The following is a 24,751-nucleotide window of genomic DNA, read 5'->3' as shown; positions in this document are numbered from 1 at the left end:
GCAAGCATTTATTTTGCCATTTCCTCCCGGCATGCCGCGGCTTGTCATGGCTTCCATCTGAATTTCCGTTGGAGAAGAGGAATGGGAAAGGCGTATCTTGGGAACGACCGGCTGCAAATGGTCGCCTTCCATAACACCGCAATCGGCAAGGCGCTAGTCGATCTGGATGGACGCTGGCTGGAGGTCAACGATGCGCTGGCAAGCATGCTCGAATACCCGAAGGAAGAGCTTCTCGGCCTGACTTTCCAGCAAGTCACCCATCCGGACGATCTTGAAGCCGACCTGCTTCTTGTGCAGCAGCTTCTGGCGGGAGCGCGGGCAACATACCAGGTGGAAAAGCGATACGTGCGCAAGAACGGTACCGTCGCCTGGGCATCGCTGTTCGTCGCTCTCGTGCAGGACGAAGACAACCAGCCGAAATGCTTCATCGTCGAGATCGTCGACATGACGCGCCAGAAGCTGGCCGAGGTCGATCGCCAGCTGTTCTTCAATCTTTCGCCGGATCTGCCGGCGATTGCGAACGTAAAAGGCTATCTCGTCGAGGTCAGCGATGCCTGGACCACCACCCTGGGCTGGAGCGCCGCGGAACTCACCTCGCGTCCTTACATCGACTTCGTCCATCCGGGCGACAGGGAAAGGACGCTGGCGGAGATGCGCAAGCTGTACGAAGGGACGCCGACCAAAGGTTTCCGGAACCGTTATGTCACCAAGGACGGCAGCTATCGATGGCTGGAATGGAGTGCTCCCACCGTTCACGAAGGGCGCTGCTTCTGCATGGCGCGCGATGTCTCGCGGGAGTTCGAGGCCGAGCAGATGCGGGTCCTGCAGGAAGAAAAAATCCGGCTGCTCGTTCAAAACACGGGCGATGGATTCATCGGCATGGACCAGGCCGGCAGGATCACCGAATGGAACCGCCAGGCGGAGAAGATGCTGGGATGGACCGCGCAGGAAGCCATCGGCAGGGACATGGCCACTCTCGTGGCGCCGCACCGTTACCGCAGCCGGCATGAACAAGGCGTTGCCAACTTCATCGAGACAGGCAAGGCGAACATCGTCAACAAGCGGGTCGAGCTTCCTGTTCTGACCAAGGCAGGAAAGGAGATGCTGGTCGAGATGACGGTAGGCGCCATTCACCACGGCGACGAATACTATTTCGGGACATTCATCCGCGACATCGCCCACCGCAAGGAACTCGAAGCACAGCTTCACTACCAGGCGACGCGCGATTACCTGACCGGACTTCCGAACCGGTTCGAACTGATGAGCCGGCTCGAACGCGCCCTGCGGCGTGAAGCGAGGACCGGCGAGGATGAACATGTCGCCCTGCTCTTCATCGATCTGGACGGATTCAAGCAGGTCAATGACGTTCTCGGCCACGATGCGGGAGACAATGTACTGAAGGCCTTTGCGGAAAAGCTGCGTCATCTCGTCCGCAACGAAATCGACACCGTGGCCCGCCTTGCCGGAGATGAGTTCGTCGTCATTCTCGAAGATGTGTCCCGGGAACGTGCAATGCAGGTCGCGCAGGACGTGCTCCTGGCCGGCTCCGAGGGATTGGCCGATGCAAGGGGCGACTGCGAGCTGAGCGCCTCGGTCGGCCTGGCCTTCCACATGCATGAAGAGCAGGCGGAAGACTTCCTGTCACGTGCGGATGCCGCCATGTATGCGGCCAAGCAAGCGGGAAAGAACAAGGCCGCGATTGAATTCGGGCGTGGACGAGAGCCTATGGTGTTCGAGCGCACGGCGCATTGAATGGCGCGTGAAGCAGTAATGCGGACGGCTTCTCACGCAAGGCTGCGCGGCTCCCAGCACATCAACCGCAGGACCACTATCTCTGCGAAAGCCCCGGTCCGGGGTGCGACAGCCTGGTCACGCTGCGGTGAGCCGCGCAATTGCCGTATCGAGGTCCTGCAATAACACCGGCTTCACAAGGTGGACATCGAAGCCGGCTGCGCGCGATCTTTCGATATCCTTCGATTTCCCGTAGCCCGTCAGCGCGACAAGACGCACTCCTTGCAACGCAGGAACCTCCCTGATTTTCGCTGCAAGCGCATAACCGTCAAGTACCGGTAGTCCGATGTCCAGCACCGCTACCTCGGGCAGAAACTCTGAGGCGATCCGCAATGCTTCAATCGGATCGGCCGTTGCCTGCACCTGATGGCCGCAGCCGCTGAGGTAGTAGCTCAGGCTATGCAATGCATCGACGTTGTCGTCAACCAGCAGGACACGCACCGAGCGGAGCGGCTTGCCGGCCGCGGCCGATTGCATTGTATCTCTTTGGCTTGACTCGGCGATCTGAAGCAAGGGAAGAATGACCGTGAACTCGGCGCCTCGTCCAAGCCCGTCGCTGGCCGCGGCAACGCTTCCGCCATGGAGTTCAACAAAATTCTTGACCAGGGCGAGGCCGATGCCCAGTCCGCCTTTCCCGCGATCGATCGTGGTTTTCCCTTGCTCGAAGATGGTGAACAAGCGGGCAAGCAGGTCCGCGCTGGGCCGAGCGCATTCAACCTGCGGCGCGATCTGCATGATCTCTGGCTGATGGTCAGCGAAAGCCTGATTTCGCTCGATGTGCTGGAGCAGGCGGCACATGCAAAGCATGACCGCGAGTTCGAATCATCCATCAGACAGATCAGGGAACGCAACAGCCGCCAGCGTACCTGGCTGCGGACTCGCTTGCGTCAGGCAGCGCCGCAGACGCTGGTCGTACCTTCATGAATACCGACCTGCCGATCGGCCTGGGCACCTCGGGCATCATCCCAGCAGGCTGGCCGAAACATTGATGGTCAGGCCGATGATGACGACGTTGAAGAAGAAGCTCAGCATCGATTGCGCCATGACGGCTTTTCGCATGGAACGGGTGGCCACGCTCACGTCGGATGTCTGGGCGGCGACGGCGATCGTCAGGGCGAAATACATGAAGTCCCAATAATTGGGATCCGGCTCTTCTTCCGGAAATCGCAAAGCCCGCTTGCCAGGCGGCGACCGGTAGTACAGGAGGGCGTAATGGAAGGTGTAGATGGCAATGACCAGCAGCCATGATCCGACCACGGTCAATCCGGTAAACAGGAAATGCCCGAGTCGAAGCGCACCAGTCACCTGCTTCACCGTTGCGAGTTCAAGAATGATGACGACGACGCTGAGAGCCGATGCCAGCGACATGATGAAAAGTACCCCAAGCGCACTGGCATCCTCGCGCTGTGCGATGTCTTCCACCTTTTCCGGGCTGGAAGTGGCCATGAGCCACGCGATCATTACCAGATAACCCCAGGCGGCAATGTTCCATCCGACCAATATCCGAAAGGTCATGCGCAGCGGAGGGGGAAGGGCCGCCGCGACGAGCGTGCCGATCATGAATGCCATGAGCAATCGTGGCCTGGTTCGGAAAAAATGAACGACGGAGCTCGGGGTCATGGAAATAGGCATAATCTCGGTTGATCATTTCACTATTATGCTCATATGCAGCTCTCGAATGGTTTGCGCGCAGTGGCAATGCTCGAAGCAGCGAAAGGGGCTGTGGTTCTGCTGGCCGGCCTGGGCCTGTTCTCGTTGATTCATCATAATGTGCAGGAGCTTGCCGAAGCGCTTGTGCGGCATGCGCATCTCAACCCTGCCTCGCACCGTCCGCGTATCTTTCTGGAGTTGGCGGCGAAAATCGACGATGCGCGCCTGCTGCAGCTCGCCGCCGGCGCAGGGGCTTATGCCTTGGTCAGGTTCATCGAGGCCTACGGCCTGTGGCGGGAAAGACCCTGGGGCGAATGGTTTGCGGCGGCCAGCGGCGCGGTCTATCTGCCTTTCGAACTGAATGAGCTGTTCAAGCGCCCGAACTGGCTCGCCGCAAGCATGCTGGCGCTCAACCTGGCCATCGTGCTGTTCATGCTGTACAGCTTGCACCGCAAGCGCAGTGGCCGAAAGCAGTGACTTCCGGGAAATTTTTCCATGAAACCAACGGCAGCCGATGAGCACCGGAAGCCCGGCGGCGAACATGGCGCAAAAAGATTGCGGCGGCATGTCGAAATCAGGACAGCTGGTTCGTCGTGCGGGTGAGGGTTGTCCTCTGCCACTTCCATAAGGTACTTCATCATGTCCAGGCATACCGTTGAACTGCACCGTGTTCTCAAGTCCACACCCGATCGCGTGTTTCGCGCATTCACTACGCCGGGCGCCTTCGCAAAATGGCTGCCGCCCTATGGATTCGTCGGCACCGTGCATGAGATGGACTGCCGGGTCGGCGGCCGTTACAGGATGTCGTTCGCCAATTTCACGACAAGTCGCAGTCATGCATTCGGCGGTGAATACCTGGAATTGGAGCCGGGCAAGCGTCTGCGCTATACGGCCGAGTTCGATGATCCGGGTTTGCCCGGCCGCATGGAAACCACCGTGACATTGCGGGAGGTATTCTGCGGCGTCGAGGTGAGCATCAGGCAGGAGGGAATTCCTTCCGCGATTCCGGCCGAAGCCTGCTACCTTGGCTGGCAGGAATCGCTTGAACAGCTCGCGAAGCTCGTCGAGCCCGAGATCAGGGACTAGATATGGCCTGGGCCGGGTGCTATCCCGCAGGCACAACTCAACTGAATTACTTCAAGCCCGCGTGCCGGTCTTTTCGACTTGATTGACACCGGCGCGGTTTGGGCACGGAGAATGAATTCCCCTCTCCCGCAGGCGGGGCGAAGGCAGGGTTTCGCAAACCATTGGTTTGCGCTGCCGTAGCCGGTTCGGCTTGCAAGCCGAACCGTGGGGCGCGGAGCGGGGGTAGGGGTGAGGGGGATTGCCAAGACCTCAGGCGGCTTTTTACTATTTGTATTTCCGACCGTCGCTTTGCATTCCAGAATCCGGCATGCAAGCCGAATCAGATGAATGTCTTAATTCACGACACGCGCCGCATTGGACAACTGCAGTGCCAGGCGCTGATGGCGTTCGATCAGCGGTCCGGTTTCCACCGTCGTGCAGCGGCCGTCGCGCACCACCACGCGGCCGTTGATGATGCTGTACCAGGCATTGGAAGGCGTCGAGAAGACCAGCGCCGCAACCGGGTCGTGCAATGCGCCTGCAAATCCGATCTGGTTCAGGTTGAACATCACGATATCGGCCGACATGCCGGGCTTCAATGCGCCGATATCGTCTCGGTTCAGCACCTTCGCGCCGCCCAGCGTTGCGATTTCAATCGCCTCGCGCGCGGTCATCGCATCGGGGCCGAAGCCCACGCGCTGCAGCAGCATTGCCTGGCGCACTTCGCCCAGCAGATGGCCCGAATCATTGGACGCGGAGCCGTCAACCCCAAGGCCCACCGGCACACCGGCGTCGCGCATCTTGCGCACCGGTGCTATGCCTGATGCGAGGCGCATGTTGGAGCAAGGGCAGTGGGCAACGCCGGTATGGCTGCGCGCAAACAGCGCGATGCCGTCGTCGTCAAGCTGGACGCAGTGCGCATGCCAGACGTCGTGGCCGATCCAGCCGCAGTCTTCCGCATACTGCGCAGGCGTCATGTTGAACTTTTCCCGGCTGTAGTCGATATCGGTCTTGCTCTCGGCAAGGTGAGTGTGCAGCGAGACGCCATAGTGGCGCGCCATTGCCGCCGATTCCCGCATCAGGTCCCTGGACACGGAGAAGGGCGAGCAGGGAGCGACCACGATGCGCTGCATTGCATGGCGCGACGAATCATGCCAGGTCTCGATCAGGCGCTGGGTATCCTTGAGGATCGCGGCTTCATCTTCCACTACGCGGTCGGGCGGCAGGCCGCCCTTGCTCTGTCCCACGCTCATCGACCCGCGCGCGGCATGGAAGCGCATGCCGATGCGCTGAGCAGCCTCGATGCTGTGCTCCAGCCGGCAGCCGTTCGGATAGATATACAGGTGGTCGCTGCTGGTCGTGCAGCCGGACAGCATCAGTTCCGTCATGGCCGTGAGCGTCGAGACTTCCACCATTTCCGGCGTGAGATTGGCCCAGATCGGATACAGGTTCTGCAGCCAGTTGAACAGCTCGCCGTTCTGCGCGCCGGGAATGACGCGCGTCAGGCTCTGGTACATGTGGTGGTGCGTATTGACGAGGCCGGGCAGCACGACGCAGCCTCCTGCATCGATGACTTCATCCGCGTCCTGCGGCAAGTCCGCCGTGAGTCCGACCTGTTCGATCACGTTGCCGCGGACGAAGACGGCGCCGTCGGCGATCTCGCGGCGGGTATCGTCCATGGTGACCAGAACGCGGGCATGCTTGACGAGGAGGGTGGAACTCATTGCGTAACCTTCTATGGTTTAAAACATTTGCAAACTGCAAAGAGAGCAGCGCACGGGTTTCGAACGGCCGAATCCCCATGCTATGCGCATGCTAGCGGAAAGCGGCACGCCGCGCATAGGCGTTGACTGATAGACATGTTATGCATGCCGATATATTGGGTATCGAGACCCATACTTGACGAGGGCGCCGCCTCGTCGGCGGTAACATGTCAACCAGTGCCTCCTTGCTTTCCGCGAAAACGACTGGTACACTGGCCGTACCAGTAGATAAGTTGATCAACAATGGAACTCCTGACCCGTTTACCCGGCGGCGAGACTGATATCGTCAAGCGCACGGTCAAGCATCAGATCGCCGACAAGCTGGCTTACATGATCGTAAGCGGTCTGCTTCAGCCCGGCGACGAGCTTCCATCGGAACGTGCGTTGTCCGGCACTTTGCAGGTGTCGCGCGAAACGGTCCGGGGAGCCATTGCGGAACTGCATGCGCGCGGCATGCTGGAAGTCTCGCAGGGGGCGCGCACCCGCGTGATCGGCCCGGGCAAGGAAACGCTGGCATCGTCCGTTCGCGCGCTGGCCAAGTTGAAGGACAAGGGCGCGGATGAGGTTGCCGAAGCCCGCGCCCAGGTCGAAGCCCAGGTGGTCAAGCTGGCCGCGACGAGAATCAGCAAGGCTGACCTGGAACGGCTGCGCACGCTGGTGGCCGACCAGAAGCTGATGGTGAACGATCCGGTCTCATTCCAGATTTCGGATCGCGAGTTCCACGCCATCATCTATGCCGCTTGCGGCAACGGATTGCTGCGCGATTTCGTCAGTGACATGTATGACTATGCGCTCGACTACCGCCGCCAGGCGCTCAAGCGCAAAGGCGCCATCGCGCAGAGCGTGCAGGACCATGAGCGCATCGTCGCCGCGCTTGCCACCGGCGATCCCGTCATCGCGGAAGAAGCGCTGGGACATCATTTGCAGCACGTTCACAAGAGTACCGTGCAGGAGATGGCGCGCTAAACAAGGCGTGCCTTTGCCGGAGCATGACCTTTTATTTGTGACAACTGGTATGGTTTGTAGACCTGTTTGATTCGATACTTATTAAATAAATTATCAAGGAGACTTCAATGAATAAACGACAGCGGCTGGCCTTTCTCGCCTGGATACTCCTGGCGCCTGGCCTGGTCCATGCGCAATCCTCGCAGCCGGCCGCAGTGGCGTGGCCCAGCAAGCCGGTGCGCATTCTCGTGGGATCGAGCCCCGGCGGCGGCACCGACGCGATGGCCAGGGTGGTCGCCGAGCGCCTGGGTGCCGCATTCAAGGTCAGCTTCATCGTGGAAAACAAGCCGGGCGCCTCCAACACGCTTGCCGCGGATGCAACCGCGAAATCCACCGACGAACACACCATGGTGATGGGTGTCTCCACCGCGCACGCGATTGCGCCGTACATCCTCAAGCTGCCATATGACAACAGGAAGGATCTCGTGCCGGTGGCGTTCGTCGGGTCCGTACCGAATGTGCTCGTGGTGAACAACGATCTGAAGGCAAAGGACGTCAGCGAGCTGATCGCCCTCGCAAAGAGCAAGCCGGACCAGCTGAACTATGCGTCCAGCGGCTCGGGCAGCACCCAGCACATCGCCGGGGAATTGTTCAAGGAAGCGACCGGTACATCGATCGTCCACATTCCTTACAAGGGCAGCGGTCCGGCATTGCTCGACGTGATGGGCGGCATGGTGCAGATGAGCTTCGACACCATGGCCTCGGTACTGCCGCATATCCAGACCGGCAAGGTAAAGGCACTGGCGGTGGCAAGCCCCCAGCGCAGCCCGAAACTGCCGAACGTTCCGACCCTGGCGGAATCCGGCGTCAAGGGCGCCGAAATGGGCGCTTGGTATGGACTCTACATGCCTGCGGCCACACCGAAGGCCGTACAGCAGCGCGTGCATGACGAGGTGAACAAATTGCTGGCCAATCCGGACGCCCGCAAGCGCCTGGAATCCATCGGCGCCGAAATCAACCCGATGACACAAGCGGAATTCATCGCTTTCCACGAAAAGGAGAATGCCCGGTATGCCGAGCTGATCAAGCGGCGCGGCATCAAGGCAGATTAATCATGACTCAAGACACGACTCAACAATCCGCGCGTCAGCCGGTCGTCGCCGTGACGCTCGGCGACCCGGGCGGGATCGGTCCCGAGCTGATCGCAAAACTGCTTGCGCGTGCCGAAACCATGCAGGCGGCCAATGTGGTGCTGGTCGGCGACCCATGGCTGTGGGCGCAAGGGCAGCAGCAGGCCGGTTTGACGGTGCCGACGCGTGAAGTCGGCGGTTTTGCCGAAGTGCGCAATCGCGGCAATACGCAAGTGCCGGCCTTCCTCGCGGTTGCCAGCGTCGATCCGGCGGAAGTACAGATTGCCGTCGCCGCCGCACCTGGAGGCAGATCGGTGCTGAATGTGCTGGACCGCTGCATGGATGCCGCACGCGCCGGCGAAGTGGATGCGATCTGCTTCGCCCCGCTGAACAAGCATGCAATGAAGCAAGGCGGCTTGCGGCATGAGGATGAACTGCACCACTTCGCGGAGTACCTTGGCGTCGACACTTACTTCTGCGAGTTCAATACGCTGGACGGCCTCTGGACTTCACGCATCTCTTCGCACGTGCCGTTGAAGGATGTGGCGAAGTACATCGACCGCAAGCGCGTGACGGACGCTGCAACGCTCCTGTACACCTCGCTGCAGGCCAGCGGCGTTGCGCAGCCCCGCGTCGCGGTAGCCGGACTGAATCCGCACAACGGCGAAGGAGGCACCTGCGGCCGCGAAGAGATCGACATCATCATCCCCGCGGTAAAGGAGCTGCAGGAAAAAGGCGTGGCCGTCACAGGTCCGTTCTCCGCCGACACCATCTTCCTGCAGGGACGTGACGGCAAGGTCGACGGCATCGTCACGATGTATCACGACCAGGGACAGATCGCCCTGAAGCTGATGGGCTTTTCGCGCGGCGTGACCGTGCAGGGCGGGCTGCCGATTCCGATCACGACGCCGGCACACGGCACCGCCTACGACATCGCCGGCCAGGGAAAGGCCGATGTCACCGCGACCGCCAATGCTTTCGCCATCGCCGCCCGCATGGGCGCGGCCTATCGTCAAAAAAGCGCTTCTTAATCAATCAGGATTACCAGGAACCACAACATGAAAATCAAATCAATTCGCGCGCGCGTCTTCGAATGGAAAGGCCCGACCGTGCCGCCGCAGGGCAACTTCTGCTCCAACGCGATGGACATGGTCTATGACAACCAGGCCAATCGCCACGAGAGCGGCAGCGATACGATGAATACCTTCCGCTTCCATGGCTGGACCGTGGTGGAAGTGGAAACCGACACCGGACTGGTCGGTCTGGGCAACGTGGCGCTGGCGCCGCGCATCGCCAAGGCCATCATCGACCAGTACCTCGCGCCGCTGGTGCTGGGGCAGGATCCGTGGGATTACGAATACATCAACCAGCGCATGTACCGCGCCACCCATGCATGGGGCCGCAAGGGCGTCGGCATGGCTGCGATCTCCGCGGTCGACATCGCCATCTGGGACATCCTCGGCAAGGCAGCCAACCAGCCGGTGTTCAAGCTGCTCGGCGGGCGCACCAAGGAAAAGATTCCCTGCTATTACAGCAAGCTGTATCGCACCGACCTCCGGGAAATGCAGGCGGAAGCGGAAAAATTCCTGAAGCAGGGTTTCCGCGCCTTCAAGATGCGCTTCGGCTACGGCCCGGCACATGGCCAGCAGGGCGTGGTGGAAAACCTGAAGTCGGTCGAAGCGGTGCGCGAAGTCATCGGCTATGACAACGACCTGATGCTCGAATGCTACATGGGCTGGAACCTGGAATATGCCAAGCGCATCCTGCCCAAGCTGGAAAAATACCAGCCGCGCTGGCTGGAAGAGCCGGTCATCGCCGACGACATCGACGGCTATGCGGAGCTGAACCGCCTGACCAGCATCCCGATCTCCGGCGGCGAACACGAGTTCTCGCTGCTGGGATTCAAGCAACTGCTCGACAAGCGCGCGGTCTCGGTGGTGCAGTACGACACCAACCGTGTGGGCGGCATCACCATGGCGCACAAGATCAATGCGCTGTGCGAGGCTTATTCGGTACCGGTGATTCCGCATGCAGGCCAGATGCACAACTACCATCTGACGATGAGCAGCCTGAACTGCCCGATGAGCGAATACTTCCCGGTGCATGACGTCGAAGTCGGCAACGAACTGTTCTATTACATCTTCGAAGGCGAGCCCGATGCCGTCAACGGCTTCCTGCAGCTCGACGACAAGACCCCGGGACTCGGCCTGTCGCTGCGTACCGATCATCTTCACAACTTCGAGATCATTGAATGAGCCAGATGAATTCACTCTCGCGCCAACGCTACCGCGGCGTCTTCCCGGTGGTGCCGACAACGTTCAATGAGGACGGCACGCTGGATCTGGAAAGCCAGAAGCGCTGCGTCGATTTCATGATCGACGCCGGTTCCAGCGGCCTGTGCATTCTCGCGAACTTCTCGGAGCAGTTCCTGCTGGCCGACGACGAGCGCGAGATCCTGACCCGGACCATCCTCGAGCATGTGGCCGGCCGGGTGCCGGTCATCGTGACCACCACGCATTTCGGCACCGCCGTCTGCGCGGCGCGCAGCCGCAGGGCGCAGGACATGGGTGCGTCGATGGTCATGGTGATGCCGCCCTACCATGGCGCGACCATCCGCGTATCGGAACCCTTGATACACGAGTTCTTCGCACGGCTGTCCGATGCGATCACGATACCCGTCATGATCCAGGATGCGCCGGTGGCCGGCACGCCGCTGTCGCCGGCGTTCCTGGCGAGGATGGCCAGGGAAATCGAGAATGTGGCCTATTTCAAGATCGAGACGCAGGGTGCGGCAAGCAAGCTGCGCGAACTGATTGCGCTGGGCGGCGAAGCCATCGAAGGTCCCTGGGACGGCGAGGAAGCCATCACGCTGCTGGCCGATCTGGACGCCGGCGCGACCGGTGCGATGACGGGCGGCGCCTATCCCGACGGCATCCGCACCATCATCGATGCGTACATGGAAGGACGGCGCGAGGACGCCGTTGCGGCCTACGCAAAGTGGCTGCCGCTGATCAACTACGAAAACCGCCAGGGCGGCATCCTGACCGCGAAAGCCCTGATGAAGGCGGGCGGCATCATTGCCTGCGAAGCGCCGCGCCATCCGTTCGCGCCCATGCATCCTGCGGTGCGGGAAGGCTTGCTCGATGCCGCCCGCCGGCTCGATCCGCTCGTGCTGCGCTGGGCAAGATAAGCAAGCAAGAGGCCGGGAGCTTATCCGTGTGCAGATGAAAATGCCTGCGCTTTCGTCGGCGGAATTGCCGCTCGGCGGGGTACAGGATTCCAGCTGCGGTTCCCAAGGTGGATCGGACGCACGCGTAACCTGATCCCAATCGCCGTTTCAATGAACCGGTCAGCTGTGACATGGCGAGACCGGTTCATTTTGTCACGCCTGCATTTCATACCCGATCGGCTCCGGGTGCGTCGTGAGGGCATATCTGCAAACACGTTACGCATTCCGCTTGCCGTTTTCAGTTCGCTTTCGATCGCAGGAAGGCCGATCGCAATGTCGACCAGCAGTCTGGTCGATGGAAAGACTTGCCTTCTCCAATACCAACCAAGGGAAAACATAATGAAAAAAAACCTGCTCGCACTGGCCTTGTTTGCGGCCTTTGCCAACATCGCCAGCGCACAAACGAATGTCAGCATCTATGGCGTGGCCGATGTCGGCTTCTCCCGCATCGACACCAATACGACGGAGCCGGTCTGGGGCATCGGCAGCGGACAGCAGAGCGGCAGCCGCATCGGCTTCCGCGGTACTGAAGATCTCGGTGGCGGCCTCTCCGCCATCTTCACACTGGAGAACGGCTACAACATCGACACCGGCTCGCTGGGCCAGGGTGGTCGCCTGTTCGGCCGCCAGGCATTTGTAGGTCTTTCCGGCAAAGCGCTCGGCACATTGAAAATGGGACGCCAGTACACGCTGAACCATGACGCGTTGAACGTGTTCGACCCGTTCTCCACCAATCTCGCCGGTAACACCGAGAATGCCATTCCGGGCAGCGCCAGGCTCGGTTTTCCCGGCCTGCCTTACTTCTGGGCCGGCAGCGTAGTGGCACTCGGCTCAGCGACGCCTGCGAGTGGCCTTGTCGTCGGCTCTTCGCCCAACGTCGATATCCGCCTCGACAATTCCATCGTTTACCAGACTGGTAATTTCGGTGGTTTCACGGGCGCGCTGCAGTATGGCCTGGGCGAGCAGGCTGGATCATTCTCGAACGGCCGGCAGCTTGCTGTCTCCGCTACCTACGCCAATGGTCCGATCGCCGCAGTCGCTACCTATACCAATGCACGGAACGCAACCGGCGCGATCGACCAGAAATCCTATCTGCTCGGCGGCACCTACAACCTGGGCGTAGCCAAGCTGCACGCGGGTTATCAGGATAATCAACTGGAGACTGGCGCAGTCACGCTGTTCGAAAACCGTACCTTCCTGCTGGGCGCAACCGTTCCGGTTGGCGTCGGCAATGTTCTGGCATCATGGATTCGTGCCGACGACAAGAACTCGGACGCGAAGTCCGACCAGATTGCTCTCGGCTACTCACACCCTCTGTCCAAGCGCACCAACCTGTACACGTCGGCTGCATGGCAGCGCTCCGAAGCAACCGGTGCCGCAGACGTCAAGGCGACCATCTTCAACGCCGGCATCCGTCACCTGTTCTAAGGTCGCCGGAGGAGTTGAAGGGTTGCATATCCTTTAGCCGGGTATAGATGGTGCCTCCCGGCTGCGGGATGCCAGCATCTGTTTGATGCGGTGTCCCGCGGCCGGGCGGCACTATGCCTTGCTCTCAAGATTGCGTCGCCATGGGCTTGTTCAACTCCAGCCCCAGTGTTTCTGCAATGCTCGTCAGTTGATCGGGGTTTCGCCCTTGCGGCAATTCCCGCATCGCAGCGAAGGCAATCCAGCTTGCACTGACTTCGAAGAAGTCGCGCAGGTTCGCCCGCGTATCGCTGCGGCCGAACCCGTCCGTGCCCAGCGTGACATAGCGTGCCGGAACGTAGGCGCGTATGCTTTCCGGCAGGCTGCGGACATAGTCGCTGGCAGCGATGACGGGTACGGTGCTGCCGGAAAGCTGACGGGTCACAAAGGCTTCATCGCAGGAACCCTCGAGGCGCTGCCTGCGTTCAGCCGCCATGCCGTCGCGGGCCAGTTCGGTAAAGCTCGTCACGCTCCATACCTCGGCGCGCACGCCGAACTTCTGCCCGAGCAGCGCAGCGGCGGCGATGGCCTCCTTGAGTATCGGACCCGAGGCCAGCAGGCGCACGTCGGCCTGCGCCTCGGCCTTCAGGCAATACATGCCGCGCCGGATGCCGTCTTCCACTCCTTCTACACCTTGCGGCATCGCCGGCTGGGCCTCGTTTTCGTTGGTGACGGTCACGTAGTAAAAGACGTCTTCCTGCTTCTGCAGCATGCGTTCCATGCCGTCCTGCACGATCACCGCCAGTTCATACGCATAGGCCGGGTCATACGAAATGCAGTTGGGCACCGTGGCTGCAACCACATGGCTCGAGCCGTCCTGATGCTGCAGGCCTTCGCCCGCCAGGGTGGTGCGGCCGGACGTGGCGCCAATCAGGAAGCCGCGGGCGCGCTGGTCCGCCGCCGCCCAGATCAGGTCGCCGATGCGCTGGAAGCCGAACATCGAGTAATAGATGTAGAAAGGCAGCATCGGCAAGCCATGCACCGAGTAGCTGGTGGCCGCCGCCGTCCATGACGAGATGGCGCCGGCTTCAGAAATGCCTTCCTCCAGGATCTGCCCGTCCCGCGCTTCGCGGTAATACAGGATGGAGCCGATGTCTTCCGGTTCATAGAGCTGTCCCTGCGAGGAGTAGATGCCGACCTGGCGGAACAGGTTGGCCATGCCGAAGGTCCGGGCTTCGTCGGCGACGATGGGTACGATGTGTTTTCCGATGCCGCCGTCCTTGAGCAGGGCGGCCAGCATGCGCACCAGCGCCATGGTGGTCGACATTTCCTTGCCATCGGCCTCCAGGGCGAACCTGGCATAGGACTGTGCATCGGGCACTTCCAGTCTTGCGTTTGAAACCGTCCGGCGCGGCATGAAGCCGCCCAGCTCCGCCCGTCGCCGGTGCAGATGACGCATTTCCGCGCTGTCTTCGGCCGGCTTGTAGAAAGCCACTGCCTCGCATTGGGCATCCGAAATCGGAAGGCGGAAGCGGTCGCGGAATTCGAGCAGCGTATCGGTGTCGAGTTTCTTCTGCTGGTGGGTCGTCATCTTTCCCTGGCCGGCCTTGCCCATGCCGTAGCCTTTTTTCGTCTGGGCCAGGATCACGGTCGGCCGGCCCCGGTGGCGGCTCGCGGCATCGTAAGCGGCATGGATTTTCTTCATGTCGTGGCCGCCGCGTCGCAGGCGGTCGATCTCGTCGTCGGTCAGGTTGGCGCCGAGTTCTTTCAATGCGGGCGTCTGTCCGAAGAAATGTTCGCGATTGAAGGCCCCGTCATTGGCCGCGAAAGTCTGCAGCTGGCCGTCCACGGTGCGGTTCAGCGCATCGGCGAGTTCACCGGTCTTGTCGCGCTCGAACAGCGGGTCCCAATCCGAGCCCCACAGCAGCTTGATCACGTTCCAGCCAGCGCCGCCAAACAGCGTTTCTAGCTCATCGACGATATGACCGTTGCCGCGCACCGGGCCGTCGAGGCGCTGCAAGTTGCAGTTGATGACGAAGACGAGGTTGTCGAGATTTTCTCTTGCCGCGAGGCTCAATGCGGCCAGCGATTCCGGCTCATCCATTTCGCCGTCCCCGAACACGCCCCATACCTTGCGGTCCTGTGCGGCCATCAGGCCCCGGTGCTCGAGATAGCGCATGAAGCGCGCATGGTAGATCGCGCTGATCGGCCCGATGCCCATCGATCCGGTCGGGAACTGCCAGAAATTCTCCATCAGCCAGGGATGCGGATAGGAAGACAGTCCGCGCGTGCCGTGCTTCCGAGCCTCGATCTCCTGCCGGTAGAAGCCGAGCTCCCTTTCGGTCAGCGTGCCTTCGAGATAGGCGCGCGCATAGATGCCGGGCGCCGAATGCGCCTGGAAATACACGATGTCGCCGCCGAAGGTTGCGGTGCGGGCACGGAAGAAATGGTTGAATCCGACTTCGAACAGGTCCGCGGCGGACGCATAGCTGGCGATGTGGCCGCCAAGTTCGCCATAAGCGCGGTTTGCCCTGACCACCATCGCCAGCGCATTCCAGCGCATCAGGCTGGCAAGATGCTGTTCGGCCGCCAGTGCGTCGGAGCCGCCGGGGAAGGGCGGCTCATCCGCTGCACGGATTGTATTGATGTAGGGCGTGTTGCGTGCGTCCTGCCATTTGACTCCCAATTCGCGAGCACCCGCGCTCAGGCAGGAGAGCAGGTAACGCGCGCGTTCCGGACCTGCATGCTGGATCACCGCCTGGAGCGCATCCAGCCATTCGCCGGTTTCCTGCGGGTCCTGGTCGAACTGATGTTGGAGATGGTTGATGGCCGGCATTTCCATGGTCTGTGCTCCAGTTGGGTTTGTTGCACATACTGTACGGCCGATCTTGCAGAATAGGCGATCGAAATGAGCTGACTGAAAGTTCGATGGCAGCATAAAATGCCATCGTTAGATAAAAATCAGGATTTAATACCGAGATGAAACTGGATCCCACCGATCTGCGCATCCTGAAGGTGCTGCAGGAAGACTCCGGCATCAGCAATGTCGAACTCGCCAAGAAGGTCAGCCTGTCCGCTTCGCCGACGCTTGCGAGGGTGAAGCAGCTGGAAGCGGGCAAGGTCATTTCCCGCTATGTCGCGCTGGTGGACCCGCCGATGCTCGGCCTGAAGATGAACGTCTTCATCCAGGTCAGCCTGGAGAAGCAGGAGTCGGCCGCACTGGCCCGGTTCGAACAGGCGGTCAGCCATTTCGACGAGGTCATGGAGGTGTACCTGATGACGGGCGACGCGGATTACCTGCTGCGCATCGTCGTGCCGGACATCCAGGCATTGGAAGGCTTCATCCTGAACCATTTGACCAGGATTCCGGGGATAAAGAACATCCGCTCGAGCTTTGCGCTCAAGCAGGTGAAGTACAAGACAGCGCTTCCCATCGGGTCCGCGTGATACCGGCTCGGGCTGCCGGTGCAATCCAGACCGGTATCGCACCTGTGCGGCAGGCGTGCAATTGAACGGCCTATCTGCGCCAAGCGCCGGCAGCATGCGTCACAAGGCTGCTGCCGGCGAACCGCATTGCCTCCTACATCGTCGATGCGCCGGTAAAGACCGGCAGGCGCTGGATCAGCTGCAGCACCTGAAGCGCAAACCTGGAGCGCAGCGTGCGCGCCTCGTCGCGATGGGAAGTCAGCGTTGGCAACAGCGTCTGCGCGAAGGTCTGGGTTGCCGTGCTGTCGGGCGTACGCGTTTCTTCGCTAAACAACTCGATCGCCTTGTCATGCAGCCGCGTATTGTAGGCGGTGTATCCGGCATTGAAGAGGTCGTCATCGATGACCAGCAATGTGCCGAATGCGAGCATGGCCTCCGGCGACACCTCGACGGGCAACGGCGTGTTCGTTGCCGCCGCCTGCTGGCGCAGCTGGGCCGCAACCGGCAGATGCTCGTTGATCATGCGTTGCGCATAGGAGATGACGCTGCTGTCGGTCGATCGAGCGGCCGCCAGATAGGCCAGGCTAAGCTCGGCCAGATTCGACTGGTAGGCGCGGTAGACAAAGCTCGGTTCGATCAGCCGTGCCAGTTCGGTGGCATTGAGCAGGTGCCCGGCGAGATCGGGTTCGAGTTCCCGCGCCAATGCGCGCACATCGACATCGCGGCCGGATGAGCCCATCTGGCTGCGCGCATAACGGGTGGCGCGCAGGTGGGCAATGACATTCACGTCCATATAGGCACGGTCAAAGTCGGCGCCCGAGAAGCGCTGCAAGTCTTCCGTCACCGCCTGCTGCTCCTGGCTCAGGCCGCTGGGCAGCGGCAGCTCCTTGTCGCCGGCGAAAGAGGATATGCGATCGTTTGCCGCGGTATGCTCGGTGACCATCTTCTGCGCATACTGGCGCACCCCGGCGTCGCTTGCGCGCTCCAGAGCCGACTGCGCCCAGGCCAGTTCAGCCTGGCTGCTCTGATAGATCGTCGCAACGAAGGCGGCAGGGTCCAGCTGGTTGAGAATGTCTTCGGCAAAAACAAGATGCGTTTTGAGGATGGGAAGCACGGCAGCCGAAAACACCCGCACATTGTCGTCATTGGTCGCGGCGCCGGTGCGCATTGTTTCCGCCACCGCGGCCTGGTGCGCATTCACATTCAGCGCCATGTAGGAACGGTCGAACTCGAGTCCGCTCAGTGCCGTCAATGCAGTGACATCCGCCGTTTGCTCCTGCGTGACGGCAGTCGGCAGCGTGATCTGCTTTGCCTGTGCGATCTTTTGAATTTCTCCGTTGACCACGGTGTGATGTGCAAGCACTTGCTGTGCATATTCTCTAACCTTTCCGTTTTCGCCGCGGGTGGCGGCCAACTGGGAAAGCTGGATTTCAGCGAGCCCGGACTGGTAGGCGGTCACAAAGAATGCCGTGGCTGCGGCGTCGGCTGGCAGGGTGTCGGCAGGCAACGCGGGCGTAGCCGCTGTGGGCGTTGCGGCTGGTGTCGCTCCTGGCGTAGCTGCAGGCGTAGCGCCGGCTTGCGCCAGCGGGGTCGCAGGCGTTCCTGGCGGAACGGTCGCCGTTGCCTGGGCAGTCGATGCGTCCGGCGTACTCGTCACCGTTGCGGCAACACCGCCGATATTGTCCGAACCGCCGCAAGCCGTGAGCGAAACGGCAAGCGCAATCATGGAAACTCGTTTCATCTTGACCTCCTGAAGAGCAGTAATCATCTGCCGTCAGGAGACACAGGACAGTTGCGCGACGGTTGGGTGGTCGATTTAACGCATGGAAAGCGAGGCGGAGCTTTCACACATGCATGGCACATCCTGCAGCGATCTCGGGCGGCAGTGGGCAAAGTCTAGGCTCCAGCCGCGTGATTACAAGCCTCGGGTTCTGCCTTTTGCATTGACCATGGCTGTGTTTGACCTTGCACAAAGCCGCGCTGCAGCAAACTCATGATTCAGCGCGCATGTATCTTTGAGAATGCGTGCAATTCATCAACACGCTCCATAGGGCAAGACACGTACATGGTAGAAAGGGCAGAGAAATGCGTGTTCGAAAGAAATTGATGAACGTCGGAAGCTTTGCCAATTTCCATTCCGGCTTTCGCCCGCGCTATCCAGAATCACCAATGAACCAGAAGCCCGAATCCTTCATGTCTCCACTTGGCTGATGCCGGCGAAGCCTTATTTCGCCACCCCGCCATCAACCTGTCGGACAGGAGCGCTTATTCCGGCTGAATGCCGGCGCTCTTGATGATCGTTCCCCAGCGCTCAAGCTCGGTTGCCTGGAACGCCTTGAGTTCGTCCGGGCTGGAGGTGAACACTTCCATTCCGTTCTGGTACACGAACTTCTTCACGGCTTCCGACTGCATCGCCTTGAGCATGAGTTCGTTGAGCCGCTTCACGACGGCCTCCGGCGTGTTGGCAGGTGCATACAGCCCGTTCCAATAGCTGATCTGGTAGCCGGGCAGTCCGGTTTCATTCAGCGTCGGCAGGTCAGGTACCAGGGGCGAACGCTGAAGGCTGGTGACGCCCAGTGCATTGAGCTTGCCGGAACGCACATGCGTCAGGCTGGTTGTCAGGTCGACGATCATCATGTCGATCTGGCCGCTGACGAGGTCCACGACCGCATTCGGATTGGCCTTGTAGGGGACATGCGTCATGCTCACCCCGGTCATCTGTTGAAACAGTTCCGCCGCGACGCGCGCCGAGGAACTGCCTGAACCGAAGGTATATTTTCCCGGTTCCTTCTTCGCCATCGAAATGAATTCCGAGACGTTCTTCGCCTTCACGCTCGGATTGACCACCATCAGCAGATAGCCTTTGACAAGCGCCGCCACCGGCGTGAAGTCCTTCACCGGGTGATAGGTCAGCTTCTTGTAGAGGAAGGGATTGGCGGCCTGGGTGGTATTGGTGGTCATGAACACGGTATAGCCGTCGGGCGCTGCGCGTGCCACGAACTGCGCTGCGATTCCGCCGCCTCCGCCCGGCTTGTTTTCCACGATGACCGGCTGCTTCGTTGCGCCGATCACTTCCTGGGCGATGGTCCGCGCCAGTCCATCGGTGGTGCTGCCGGGACTTGAGCCCACGACGATGGTGATCGGTTTGGCGGGAAAATTCTGGGCCGTTGCCATGACTGAGAACGTCAGTCCGGCTGATGCCGCCGCGGCCATGGCGATGGAAATGATAGAGACGCGTCTCCTGTGTTTCATGTGTCGTCCTCCAATGATGTTGTTGATGCGGTGAAGCCCAAGGCTTCTGCGCTGCGATGCATGAGTGCCGGTTGATGCCTGGGCCGCTACCCGACGAAGAAGGAACCGCAGGTCTCGGAACACGCGAATAAGGTCTGTGCCTTTTTACACTCCCGGGCCGATGGACTTGCAGGGGAAGGCAGGCACGCTCTGTTGTGCAGGGGACTGCCATGCATCTTCAGTGGGCAATTGTAGAAAAACGATTCTGATTAGTCTAAGCTAGATACTGAATCGATTAATTCAAAACCTGTATCAGTGTTGGCGCTTTCCGTTGCGGTGTTTTATTGCCCCATTGGCACAGGTATTTGACAGTCAGGAGACCATGGCATGGCATGCCGCATCGACCACATCACCATTACATCGCCGTCGCTGGAGGCCGGAAGCAAGCTGGTACTCGAGCGCCTCGGCGTGATGCCGCAGGCGGGAGGGGAGCATCCGCGCATGGGCACGCACAACATGCTGCTCAGGCTGGGCAACGCAATGTTCCTCGAAGTCATCGCCGTCAATCCTGCAGCCGTGAAACCGCAGCGTCCGCGCTGGTTCGAACTGGACAAGCAGCCCGCTTCCGGTCCCGGGCTTGCATGCTGGGTCGCGCGAACAGATGACATTCGCAAGTCGCTCTCCGGTACGACCGAGCCGCTCGGCATCATCGAGCCGATGACAAGAGGACCGCTGGAATGGCTGATCACCATCCCGGAAGACGGCAGTCTCCCCTTGAGCGGAACGGCGCCAGCATTGATCGAGTGGCATACAAAGAGTCATCCCGCGCTGTTCCTCGAAGACCGGGGATGCCGGCTTATCGCATTGGAACTGATGCACCCCGAGCCCGATCGACTCAGCACCCTGCTGTCCGGACTTTCCATCGCCGAGCCGGGAGTCTCGTTGACCGTAACCCGGTCCGACGTTGCAAGTCTGCTTGCCGCCATCCATACTCCATCGGGGCCTTGCACGATCGGAGACCGAACCTGAAAAGCGGCGCGAACGCCGGCCGGTGCCGCTTCAACGCAACAATAGCGATTTCGCGGTCGAGGAAATCAGCTCCCGCAGCCATTTGTGTTCCGGCGCATGATGCACTCGCTCGTGCCAGAGCTGATAGAAGCGCATGGCCGGAAAGGCGATGGGCACCTTGAAGGTCTTGAGCGGCAGGTTCTTTTCGTAGAAGCGCATGAACTGGCGGCCGGTGGTCAGCACCAGGTCGCTGCGCGTCAACATGTAGGGAATGAGGCCGAAGTAGGCGGATTCGACGACGACGTTGCGATGCAGGTTCTGCTTCGCGAGGAATGATTCGATGACGCCGAAATACCCGGCCAGCATCTGCGACGGCGCCACATGCGGCAGCGACAGGTAATCCTCGACCGTCATTTCGTCCGGCCCCGTGCGCAGGGCGTAGGCGCAATCGGCGCGCATGATGCAGGCGATCTCATCCTCGAAGAGCTTCGACATGTGCAGATGCTGCGGCGGTTCTTCCCAGTTGGCGATCACGACATCGAGCTCGCCGTCGGACAGCAGGCGCAGATAATCGATTTCGGGACCGAGACCGTGGATCACGACGCGGCTCTTCGGCGATTCCCGGCGCACGCTGGCGACGATATTGGGCAGGAACTGGCTGTCTAGATAATCCGGTGCGGCGATGTGGAAAGTGCGCGCCTCATGCTGCGGAGAGAACGCGGTTTTCTGTGCGAAGAGCTTTTCCGTCTCGTCCAAGATGCGCTTGGCCGGCTGCAGCAGGCTTTCGCCGTGCTGCGTCGGCACCATGCCGCGCGCGCCGCGCACCAGCAGCGGATCGCCCGTCAGTTCGCGCAGCTTGCGCAGGGAAGCCGAGATCGACGGCTGGGGCTGGTTCAGTTTCAGGGCGACCCGCGAGACATTCCTCTCCGACAGCAGCAGGTAGAGAATGCGGATAAGGTGAATGTCCAAATGATCTGGCAGGCCTGACATTGCGTGTCTCTGTTTATATTGGGTTCGGTATGCGAAATATACTTGATGCCGGATGCTCCGGGCTATAAAAAAGTCTATCGTGTCAACCTGTCGGTTCACACAGGATGGCGCTTATCCCGGGTATATCGGAAAGCCATGCCTGCGCCCGCACATTTCGTGCGCAGGCGTTCGCATGCCGGTTTGCCGGGGGTTGTCAGGATAGCCCGGGCGGCGCGGATGTGTGGTTCTCCGATGGAGTGTGAGTTGGAGGCAGGGAGACCTGCCTCCTTTTTTATGGATGCATCGAGGCAGCCGCGGGCCCGGCTTTCGAGCAGCGGCCGATGGCGCAGGGCGTCAGGGGTCGATGACGGCGGCGCAGGCGTCGGTCGGCAGGGCGGCCGCATGGCCGACGATCGGCACCATCTTGATGCCGGCGGAGGCGATCCGGCATGGCGCCGCAAGCACGCCGCAGCCGGATAGGATGACGGGAAGAAGAAGTACGGCAAGGAATCGAAGGCGAATCATGTTGTTCCGCCGGGCGGTGCTGGGCGCCCGGCCGTTTCCGATATGAAAGGGAAACGCCAATATACCGCGCCGATGCCTGGAAGGAACAGTCCGGATACACGCCGGATACAATTGCGTGCCGGATGTTGCAGATCGCTTACGGCCGGACGCCCGTTTGGCCGTTCGGATCATGGATACTTGCCTTGGGCCGGCGCGGGGAGGCGGCAGCCTTCGTCAGGCCGCGTACCAGCAGGCCGGCGCCGAACGACGCATAGGTCATGAACAGGGAAGCGCGCGACAGCCGTTTCTCGAAGCCGGGCCGCAGCCGGCGCGGGGTCAGCCTGTAATCGACGAAGCAGGCCATGGCTGCGACCGCCGCGCCGCCGGCGGCGGCCTTGGCGATGTCTGCGGGGTCGCCGCGCTCCGCATGCTCGCCGAAGCATTTTTCATAGATGACCGCCCACAGCGTCACGGAGGCGTGATGTATCACGTAGCCGACGGCGGTATGCCGCACGCTCGGTTCGTCATGATAGGCGGCCTGTTCGCCGTGGACCCACTGGCTGGTGGCATTGGTCGGCGCATACGGCGTGTCGGCCTCGCGCACGCCGCGTACTGTCAGCATGGCTGTCGAAGCCATGCTAGCGATGCTGCCCGATACCAATCCGTCGGCGAGAGCTTGTCCCCATGTCTTCATTGTTCCTCCTGGCAATCGTATCCCGGCGGCTTCGCTGCCGTCCGACGGCCCGGCGGTCAATGAACTCAGTGCGATACTTGCCGGTCGTATAACAGACGCGCAAAACAGGAGCAGGGTTCCCAGACAAGGAGTCGCAATTGGTCGTGCTGCTAACCGGAGCAAGCGGATTCATAGGTAGCCATCTTGCGGAGGCATTGATCGCCGCCCGGCATCAGGTCATTTGCGCAGTACGTGATCCCTCCGTGAAGCGTGATCCGCGCTTCCGGTATGTAGCGGCAGACTTCACCAGGGACTTCGACGCATCCGCGTGGCTGCCGAGGCTGCAGGGCGTCGACGTCGTCATCAATGCGGTCGGCATCATCCGCGAACACGGCGCGCAGAGTTTCGACGCCATTCATGTCCGCGCGCCGATTGCGCTGTTCGAGGCCGCTGCCCAGTGCGGAGTCAGGAAGATCGTGCAGATTTCCGCGCTCGGGGCCGACGAGCAGGCGCAAAGCCGCTACCACCTCAGCAAGAAACGCGCGGACGATTTTCTGTCCGGCCTGTCGGTGCCCTCGTTCGTGGTGCAGCCTTCGCTGGTATTCGGGCCGGGCGGCACCAGCGCCCGCCTGTTCACCGCGCTTGCCAGCCTGCCCCTGATCGCTCTTCCGGGCGGCGGGCATCAGCAGGTGCAGCCGGTGCATCTGGACGATGTCGTCGCCTCCATCATGGCCATGCTCGATGCGCCGGCGGGGCAGGGCACGAGAGTGGCCATCGTCGGTCCCGAGCCGATGTCGCTGCGTGATTTCCTGGGAACGCTGCGCACGGCGCTGGGCTGGCGCAGCGCCCATTTCATTCCGGTACCCATGCCCCTGGTAAGGCTTGGCGCGGCGGCGGGACGTCTGCTGCCCGGGAGCCTGCTCGATCCGGAAACCCTGCAGATGCTTGAACGCGGCAATACCGGCAGCGCGGCCCGCATCACCGAACTGCTGGGAAGGCCCCCGCGGGCGGTGCGCGATTTCATCGCGGCGCAGGACAAGGCACCCACCCGGCTGCAGGCGAAGCTGGCCTGGCTGCTGCCGGTGCTGCGGGTCAGCATCGCGCTGGTGTGGATCGTGACCGGCATCGTCTCGCTCGGCCTGTATCCGGTGCAGGAAAGCTATGCGCTGCTGGCGCGCACCGGCATCACCGGCGCGCTGGCGCCGCTGATGCTGTACGGCGCGGCGCTGCTCGACCTGGCGTTCGGCATCGGCACGCTGGCGCTCAAGCGGCACCGGCGCTGGCTATGGCTGGCCCAGCTCGGCCTGATCGGCTTCTATACGGTCATCATCAGTTTCCGCCTGCCCGAATTCTGGCTGCATCCCTACGGCCCCCTGCTCAAGAACCTGCCGATGCTGGCGGCCATCTGGCTGCTGCTCGAACTCGAAGAACCCGACAGACCGCACAAGAAATGAAGGAACGCTGATGGACTATGTCACTGTGAAATGGCTGCACATCCTGTCATCGACCTTTTTGTTCGGCACCGGCATCGGCTCCGCGTTTTACCTGCTGTTCGCCACCATCTCGCGCGACATTCGCGCAATTGCCGTGGTGACGCGCATCGTGGTCCTGGCGGATTGGCTGTTCACGTCGACGACGGTCATCATCCAGCCGCTGACCGGATATATCCTGATCCGGCTCGCGGGCTTTCCGATGAACAGCCGCTGGATCGTCTGGTCGGTCATCCTGTATGTGATCGCGGTGGCGTGCTGGCTGCCGGTGCTGTGGCTGCAGATGAAACTGAAGGAGCTGTCGCGCAGCGCGGCGGACAGCAATGCACCGCTTCCGGATGCGTACTGGCGCTACTTCAAATACTGGGTGCTGCTCGGCATACCGGCGTTCTTCGCTTTCCTTGCCATCTTCTACCTCATGGTGGCAAAGCCGAGCTGAACCTGTTGCAATTTGCGCGGCCGGCATCGACCGG

Annotated in this window: 23 protein-coding genes; 14 read left to right on the top strand and 9 right to left on the bottom strand. The window is 61.2% G+C overall.

Annotation, left to right across the window (positions count from 1 at the left end):
- Positions 1-81 precede the first annotated feature (81 nt).
- Entirely contained in the window at positions 82-1,752 is a 1,671-nt protein-coding gene (locus tag IGW03_RS19285) for a PAS domain S-box protein (protein ID WP_194724167.1), read from the top strand.
- A gap of 117 nt (positions 1,753-1,869) precedes the next feature.
- Here IGW03_RS19285 and IGW03_RS19280 read toward each other — a convergent pair whose 3' ends face one another.
- Positions 1,870-2,469 carry a response regulator gene (locus IGW03_RS19280; protein ID WP_194724166.1) on the bottom strand — a complete coding sequence of 200 codons (600 nt, stop codon included), beginning with the start codon at positions 2,467-2,469 and terminating at the stop codon, positions 1,870-1,872.
- Here IGW03_RS19280 and IGW03_RS19275 point away from each other — a divergent pair.
- Positions 2,449-2,715: a hypothetical protein gene (locus IGW03_RS19275; protein WP_194724165.1), complete on the top strand. Its 267-nt coding sequence runs from the start codon at positions 2,449-2,451 to the stop codon at positions 2,713-2,715. The genes IGW03_RS19280 and IGW03_RS19275 overlap by 21 nt on opposite strands.
- 36 nt (positions 2,716-2,751) lie before the next feature.
- Here IGW03_RS19275 and IGW03_RS19270 read toward each other — a convergent pair whose 3' ends face one another.
- The gene (locus IGW03_RS19270; protein WP_228535788.1) at positions 2,752-3,360 is read right to left on the bottom strand and encodes a DUF1345 domain-containing protein; all 609 of its coding nucleotides are present in this window, start codon (positions 3,358-3,360) and stop codon (positions 2,752-2,754) included.
- A 96-nt stretch (positions 3,361-3,456) separates the two neighbouring features.
- Between IGW03_RS19270 and IGW03_RS19265 the strand changes: the two genes are divergently transcribed.
- Both IGW03_RS19265 and IGW03_RS19260 read left to right on the top strand, forming a co-directional pair.
- The gene (locus IGW03_RS19265; RefSeq protein WP_194724163.1) at positions 3,457-3,918 is read left to right on the top strand and encodes a DUF2127 domain-containing protein; all 462 of its coding nucleotides are present in this window, start codon (positions 3,457-3,459) and stop codon (positions 3,916-3,918) included.
- Positions 3,919-4,080: 162 nt separating this feature from the next.
- A complete protein-coding gene (locus tag IGW03_RS19260; RefSeq protein WP_194724162.1) occupies positions 4,081-4,527 on the top strand; it encodes an SRPBCC family protein in 447 nt (148 codons plus the stop codon).
- A gap of 332 nt (positions 4,528-4,859) precedes the next feature.
- Here the strand turns inward: IGW03_RS19260 and IGW03_RS19255 are convergent, their stop codons facing one another.
- Entirely contained in the window at positions 4,860-6,230 is a 1,371-nt protein-coding gene (locus IGW03_RS19255) for an 8-oxoguanine deaminase (RefSeq protein ID WP_194724161.1), read from the bottom strand.
- A gap of 282 nt (positions 6,231-6,512) precedes the next feature.
- Between IGW03_RS19255 and IGW03_RS19250 the strand changes: the two genes are divergently transcribed.
- From IGW03_RS19250 to IGW03_RS19225, 6 genes are all read left to right on the top strand, one after another.
- Positions 6,513-7,235 (top strand): FadR/GntR family transcriptional regulator, encoded by a 723-nt coding sequence (locus IGW03_RS19250; RefSeq protein WP_194724160.1) that lies wholly within the window; start codon positions 6,513-6,515, stop codon positions 7,233-7,235.
- Positions 7,236-7,342: 107 nt separating this feature from the next.
- A complete protein-coding gene (locus tag IGW03_RS19245; RefSeq protein WP_194724159.1) occupies positions 7,343-8,326 on the top strand; it encodes a Bug family tripartite tricarboxylate transporter substrate binding protein in 984 nt (327 codons plus the stop codon).
- Positions 8,327-8,328: 2 nt separating this feature from the next.
- The gene (locus IGW03_RS19240; protein WP_194724158.1) at positions 8,329-9,375 is read left to right on the top strand and encodes a 4-hydroxythreonine-4-phosphate dehydrogenase PdxA; all 1,047 of its coding nucleotides are present in this window, start codon (positions 8,329-8,331) and stop codon (positions 9,373-9,375) included.
- A gap of 27 nt (positions 9,376-9,402) precedes the next feature.
- Positions 9,403-10,599 carry an L-rhamnonate dehydratase gene (locus tag IGW03_RS19235; RefSeq protein ID WP_194724157.1) on the top strand — a complete coding sequence of 399 codons (1,197 nt, stop codon included), beginning with the start codon at positions 9,403-9,405 and terminating at the stop codon, positions 10,597-10,599.
- Positions 10,596-11,534 carry a dihydrodipicolinate synthase family protein gene (locus tag IGW03_RS19230; protein WP_438943659.1) on the top strand — a complete coding sequence of 313 codons (939 nt, stop codon included), beginning with the start codon at positions 10,596-10,598 and terminating at the stop codon, positions 11,532-11,534. Before IGW03_RS19235 ends, IGW03_RS19230 begins: the two co-directional genes overlap by 4 nt.
- A 378-nt stretch (positions 11,535-11,912) precedes the next feature.
- A complete protein-coding gene (locus tag IGW03_RS19225; protein WP_194724156.1) occupies positions 11,913-13,001 on the top strand; it encodes a porin in 1,089 nt (362 codons plus the stop codon).
- 124 nt (positions 13,002-13,125) lie between these two features.
- Here the strand turns inward: IGW03_RS19225 and mdeB are convergent, their stop codons facing one another.
- A complete protein-coding gene (gene mdeB, locus IGW03_RS19220; RefSeq protein WP_194724155.1) occupies positions 13,126-15,819 on the bottom strand; it encodes an alpha-ketoglutarate dehydrogenase in 2,694 nt (897 codons plus the stop codon).
- Between the two features lie 137 nt (positions 15,820-15,956).
- On the opposite strand from mdeB, the gene IGW03_RS19215 reads away from it, so the two are divergent.
- A complete protein-coding gene (locus tag IGW03_RS19215; protein ID WP_194724154.1) occupies positions 15,957-16,424 on the top strand; it encodes an Lrp/AsnC family transcriptional regulator in 468 nt (155 codons plus the stop codon).
- 133 nt (positions 16,425-16,557) lie between these two features.
- On the opposite strand, the gene IGW03_RS19210 is transcribed toward IGW03_RS19215, so the two are convergent.
- On the bottom strand, positions 16,558-18,144 hold the full coding sequence (locus tag IGW03_RS19210) for a DUF4142 domain-containing protein (protein ID WP_194724153.1): 1,587 nt from the start codon (positions 18,142-18,144) through the stop codon (positions 16,558-16,560).
- Between the two features lie 524 nt (positions 18,145-18,668).
- The gene (locus IGW03_RS19205) at positions 18,669-19,655 is read right to left on the bottom strand and encodes a Bug family tripartite tricarboxylate transporter substrate binding protein (protein WP_194724152.1); all 987 of its coding nucleotides are present in this window, start codon (positions 19,653-19,655) and stop codon (positions 18,669-18,671) included.
- 366 nt (positions 19,656-20,021) lie between these two features.
- Here IGW03_RS19205 and IGW03_RS19200 point away from each other — a divergent pair, with 366 nt between their 5' ends.
- On the top strand, positions 20,022-20,663 hold the full coding sequence (locus tag IGW03_RS19200; RefSeq protein ID WP_194724151.1) for a VOC family protein: 642 nt from the start codon (positions 20,022-20,024) through the stop codon (positions 20,661-20,663).
- A 30-nt stretch (positions 20,664-20,693) separates the two neighbouring features.
- Here the strand turns inward: IGW03_RS19200 and IGW03_RS19195 are convergent, their stop codons facing one another.
- From IGW03_RS19195 to IGW03_RS19185, 3 genes are all read right to left on the bottom strand, one after another.
- Entirely contained in the window at positions 20,694-21,632 is a 939-nt protein-coding gene (locus tag IGW03_RS19195) for a LysR substrate-binding domain-containing protein (RefSeq protein ID WP_194724150.1), read from the bottom strand.
- A 333-nt stretch (positions 21,633-21,965) separates the two neighbouring features.
- Positions 21,966-22,136, bottom strand: coding sequence for a DUF6726 family protein (locus IGW03_RS19190; RefSeq protein WP_194724149.1), 171 nt, complete (start codon positions 22,134-22,136; stop codon positions 21,966-21,968).
- A 136-nt stretch (positions 22,137-22,272) separates the two neighbouring features.
- Positions 22,273-22,809, bottom strand: coding sequence for a hypothetical protein (locus tag IGW03_RS19185; protein WP_194724148.1), 537 nt, complete (start codon positions 22,807-22,809; stop codon positions 22,273-22,275).
- Between the two features lie 143 nt (positions 22,810-22,952).
- On the opposite strand from IGW03_RS19185, the gene IGW03_RS19180 reads away from it, so the two are divergent.
- Together IGW03_RS19180 and IGW03_RS19175 are read left to right on the top strand one after the other, a co-directional pair.
- Complete coding sequence (locus tag IGW03_RS19180) at positions 22,953-24,242, top strand: SDR family oxidoreductase (RefSeq protein WP_323744999.1); 1,290 nt, start codon at positions 22,953-22,955, stop codon at positions 24,240-24,242.
- A 10-nt stretch (positions 24,243-24,252) separates the two neighbouring features.
- On the top strand, positions 24,253-24,717 hold the full coding sequence (locus IGW03_RS19175) for a DUF2269 family protein (protein ID WP_194724146.1): 465 nt from the start codon (positions 24,253-24,255) through the stop codon (positions 24,715-24,717).
- The last annotated feature ends 34 nt before the right edge of the window (positions 24,718-24,751 follow it).

Origin of the sequence: Noviherbaspirillum malthae (genome assembly GCF_015352985.1) — a bacterium.
Taxonomy (GTDB): domain Bacteria; phylum Pseudomonadota; class Gammaproteobacteria; order Burkholderiales; family Burkholderiaceae_D; genus Noviherbaspirillum; species Noviherbaspirillum malthae.
This window is presented reverse-complemented; position numbering and strand designations above follow the sequence as displayed.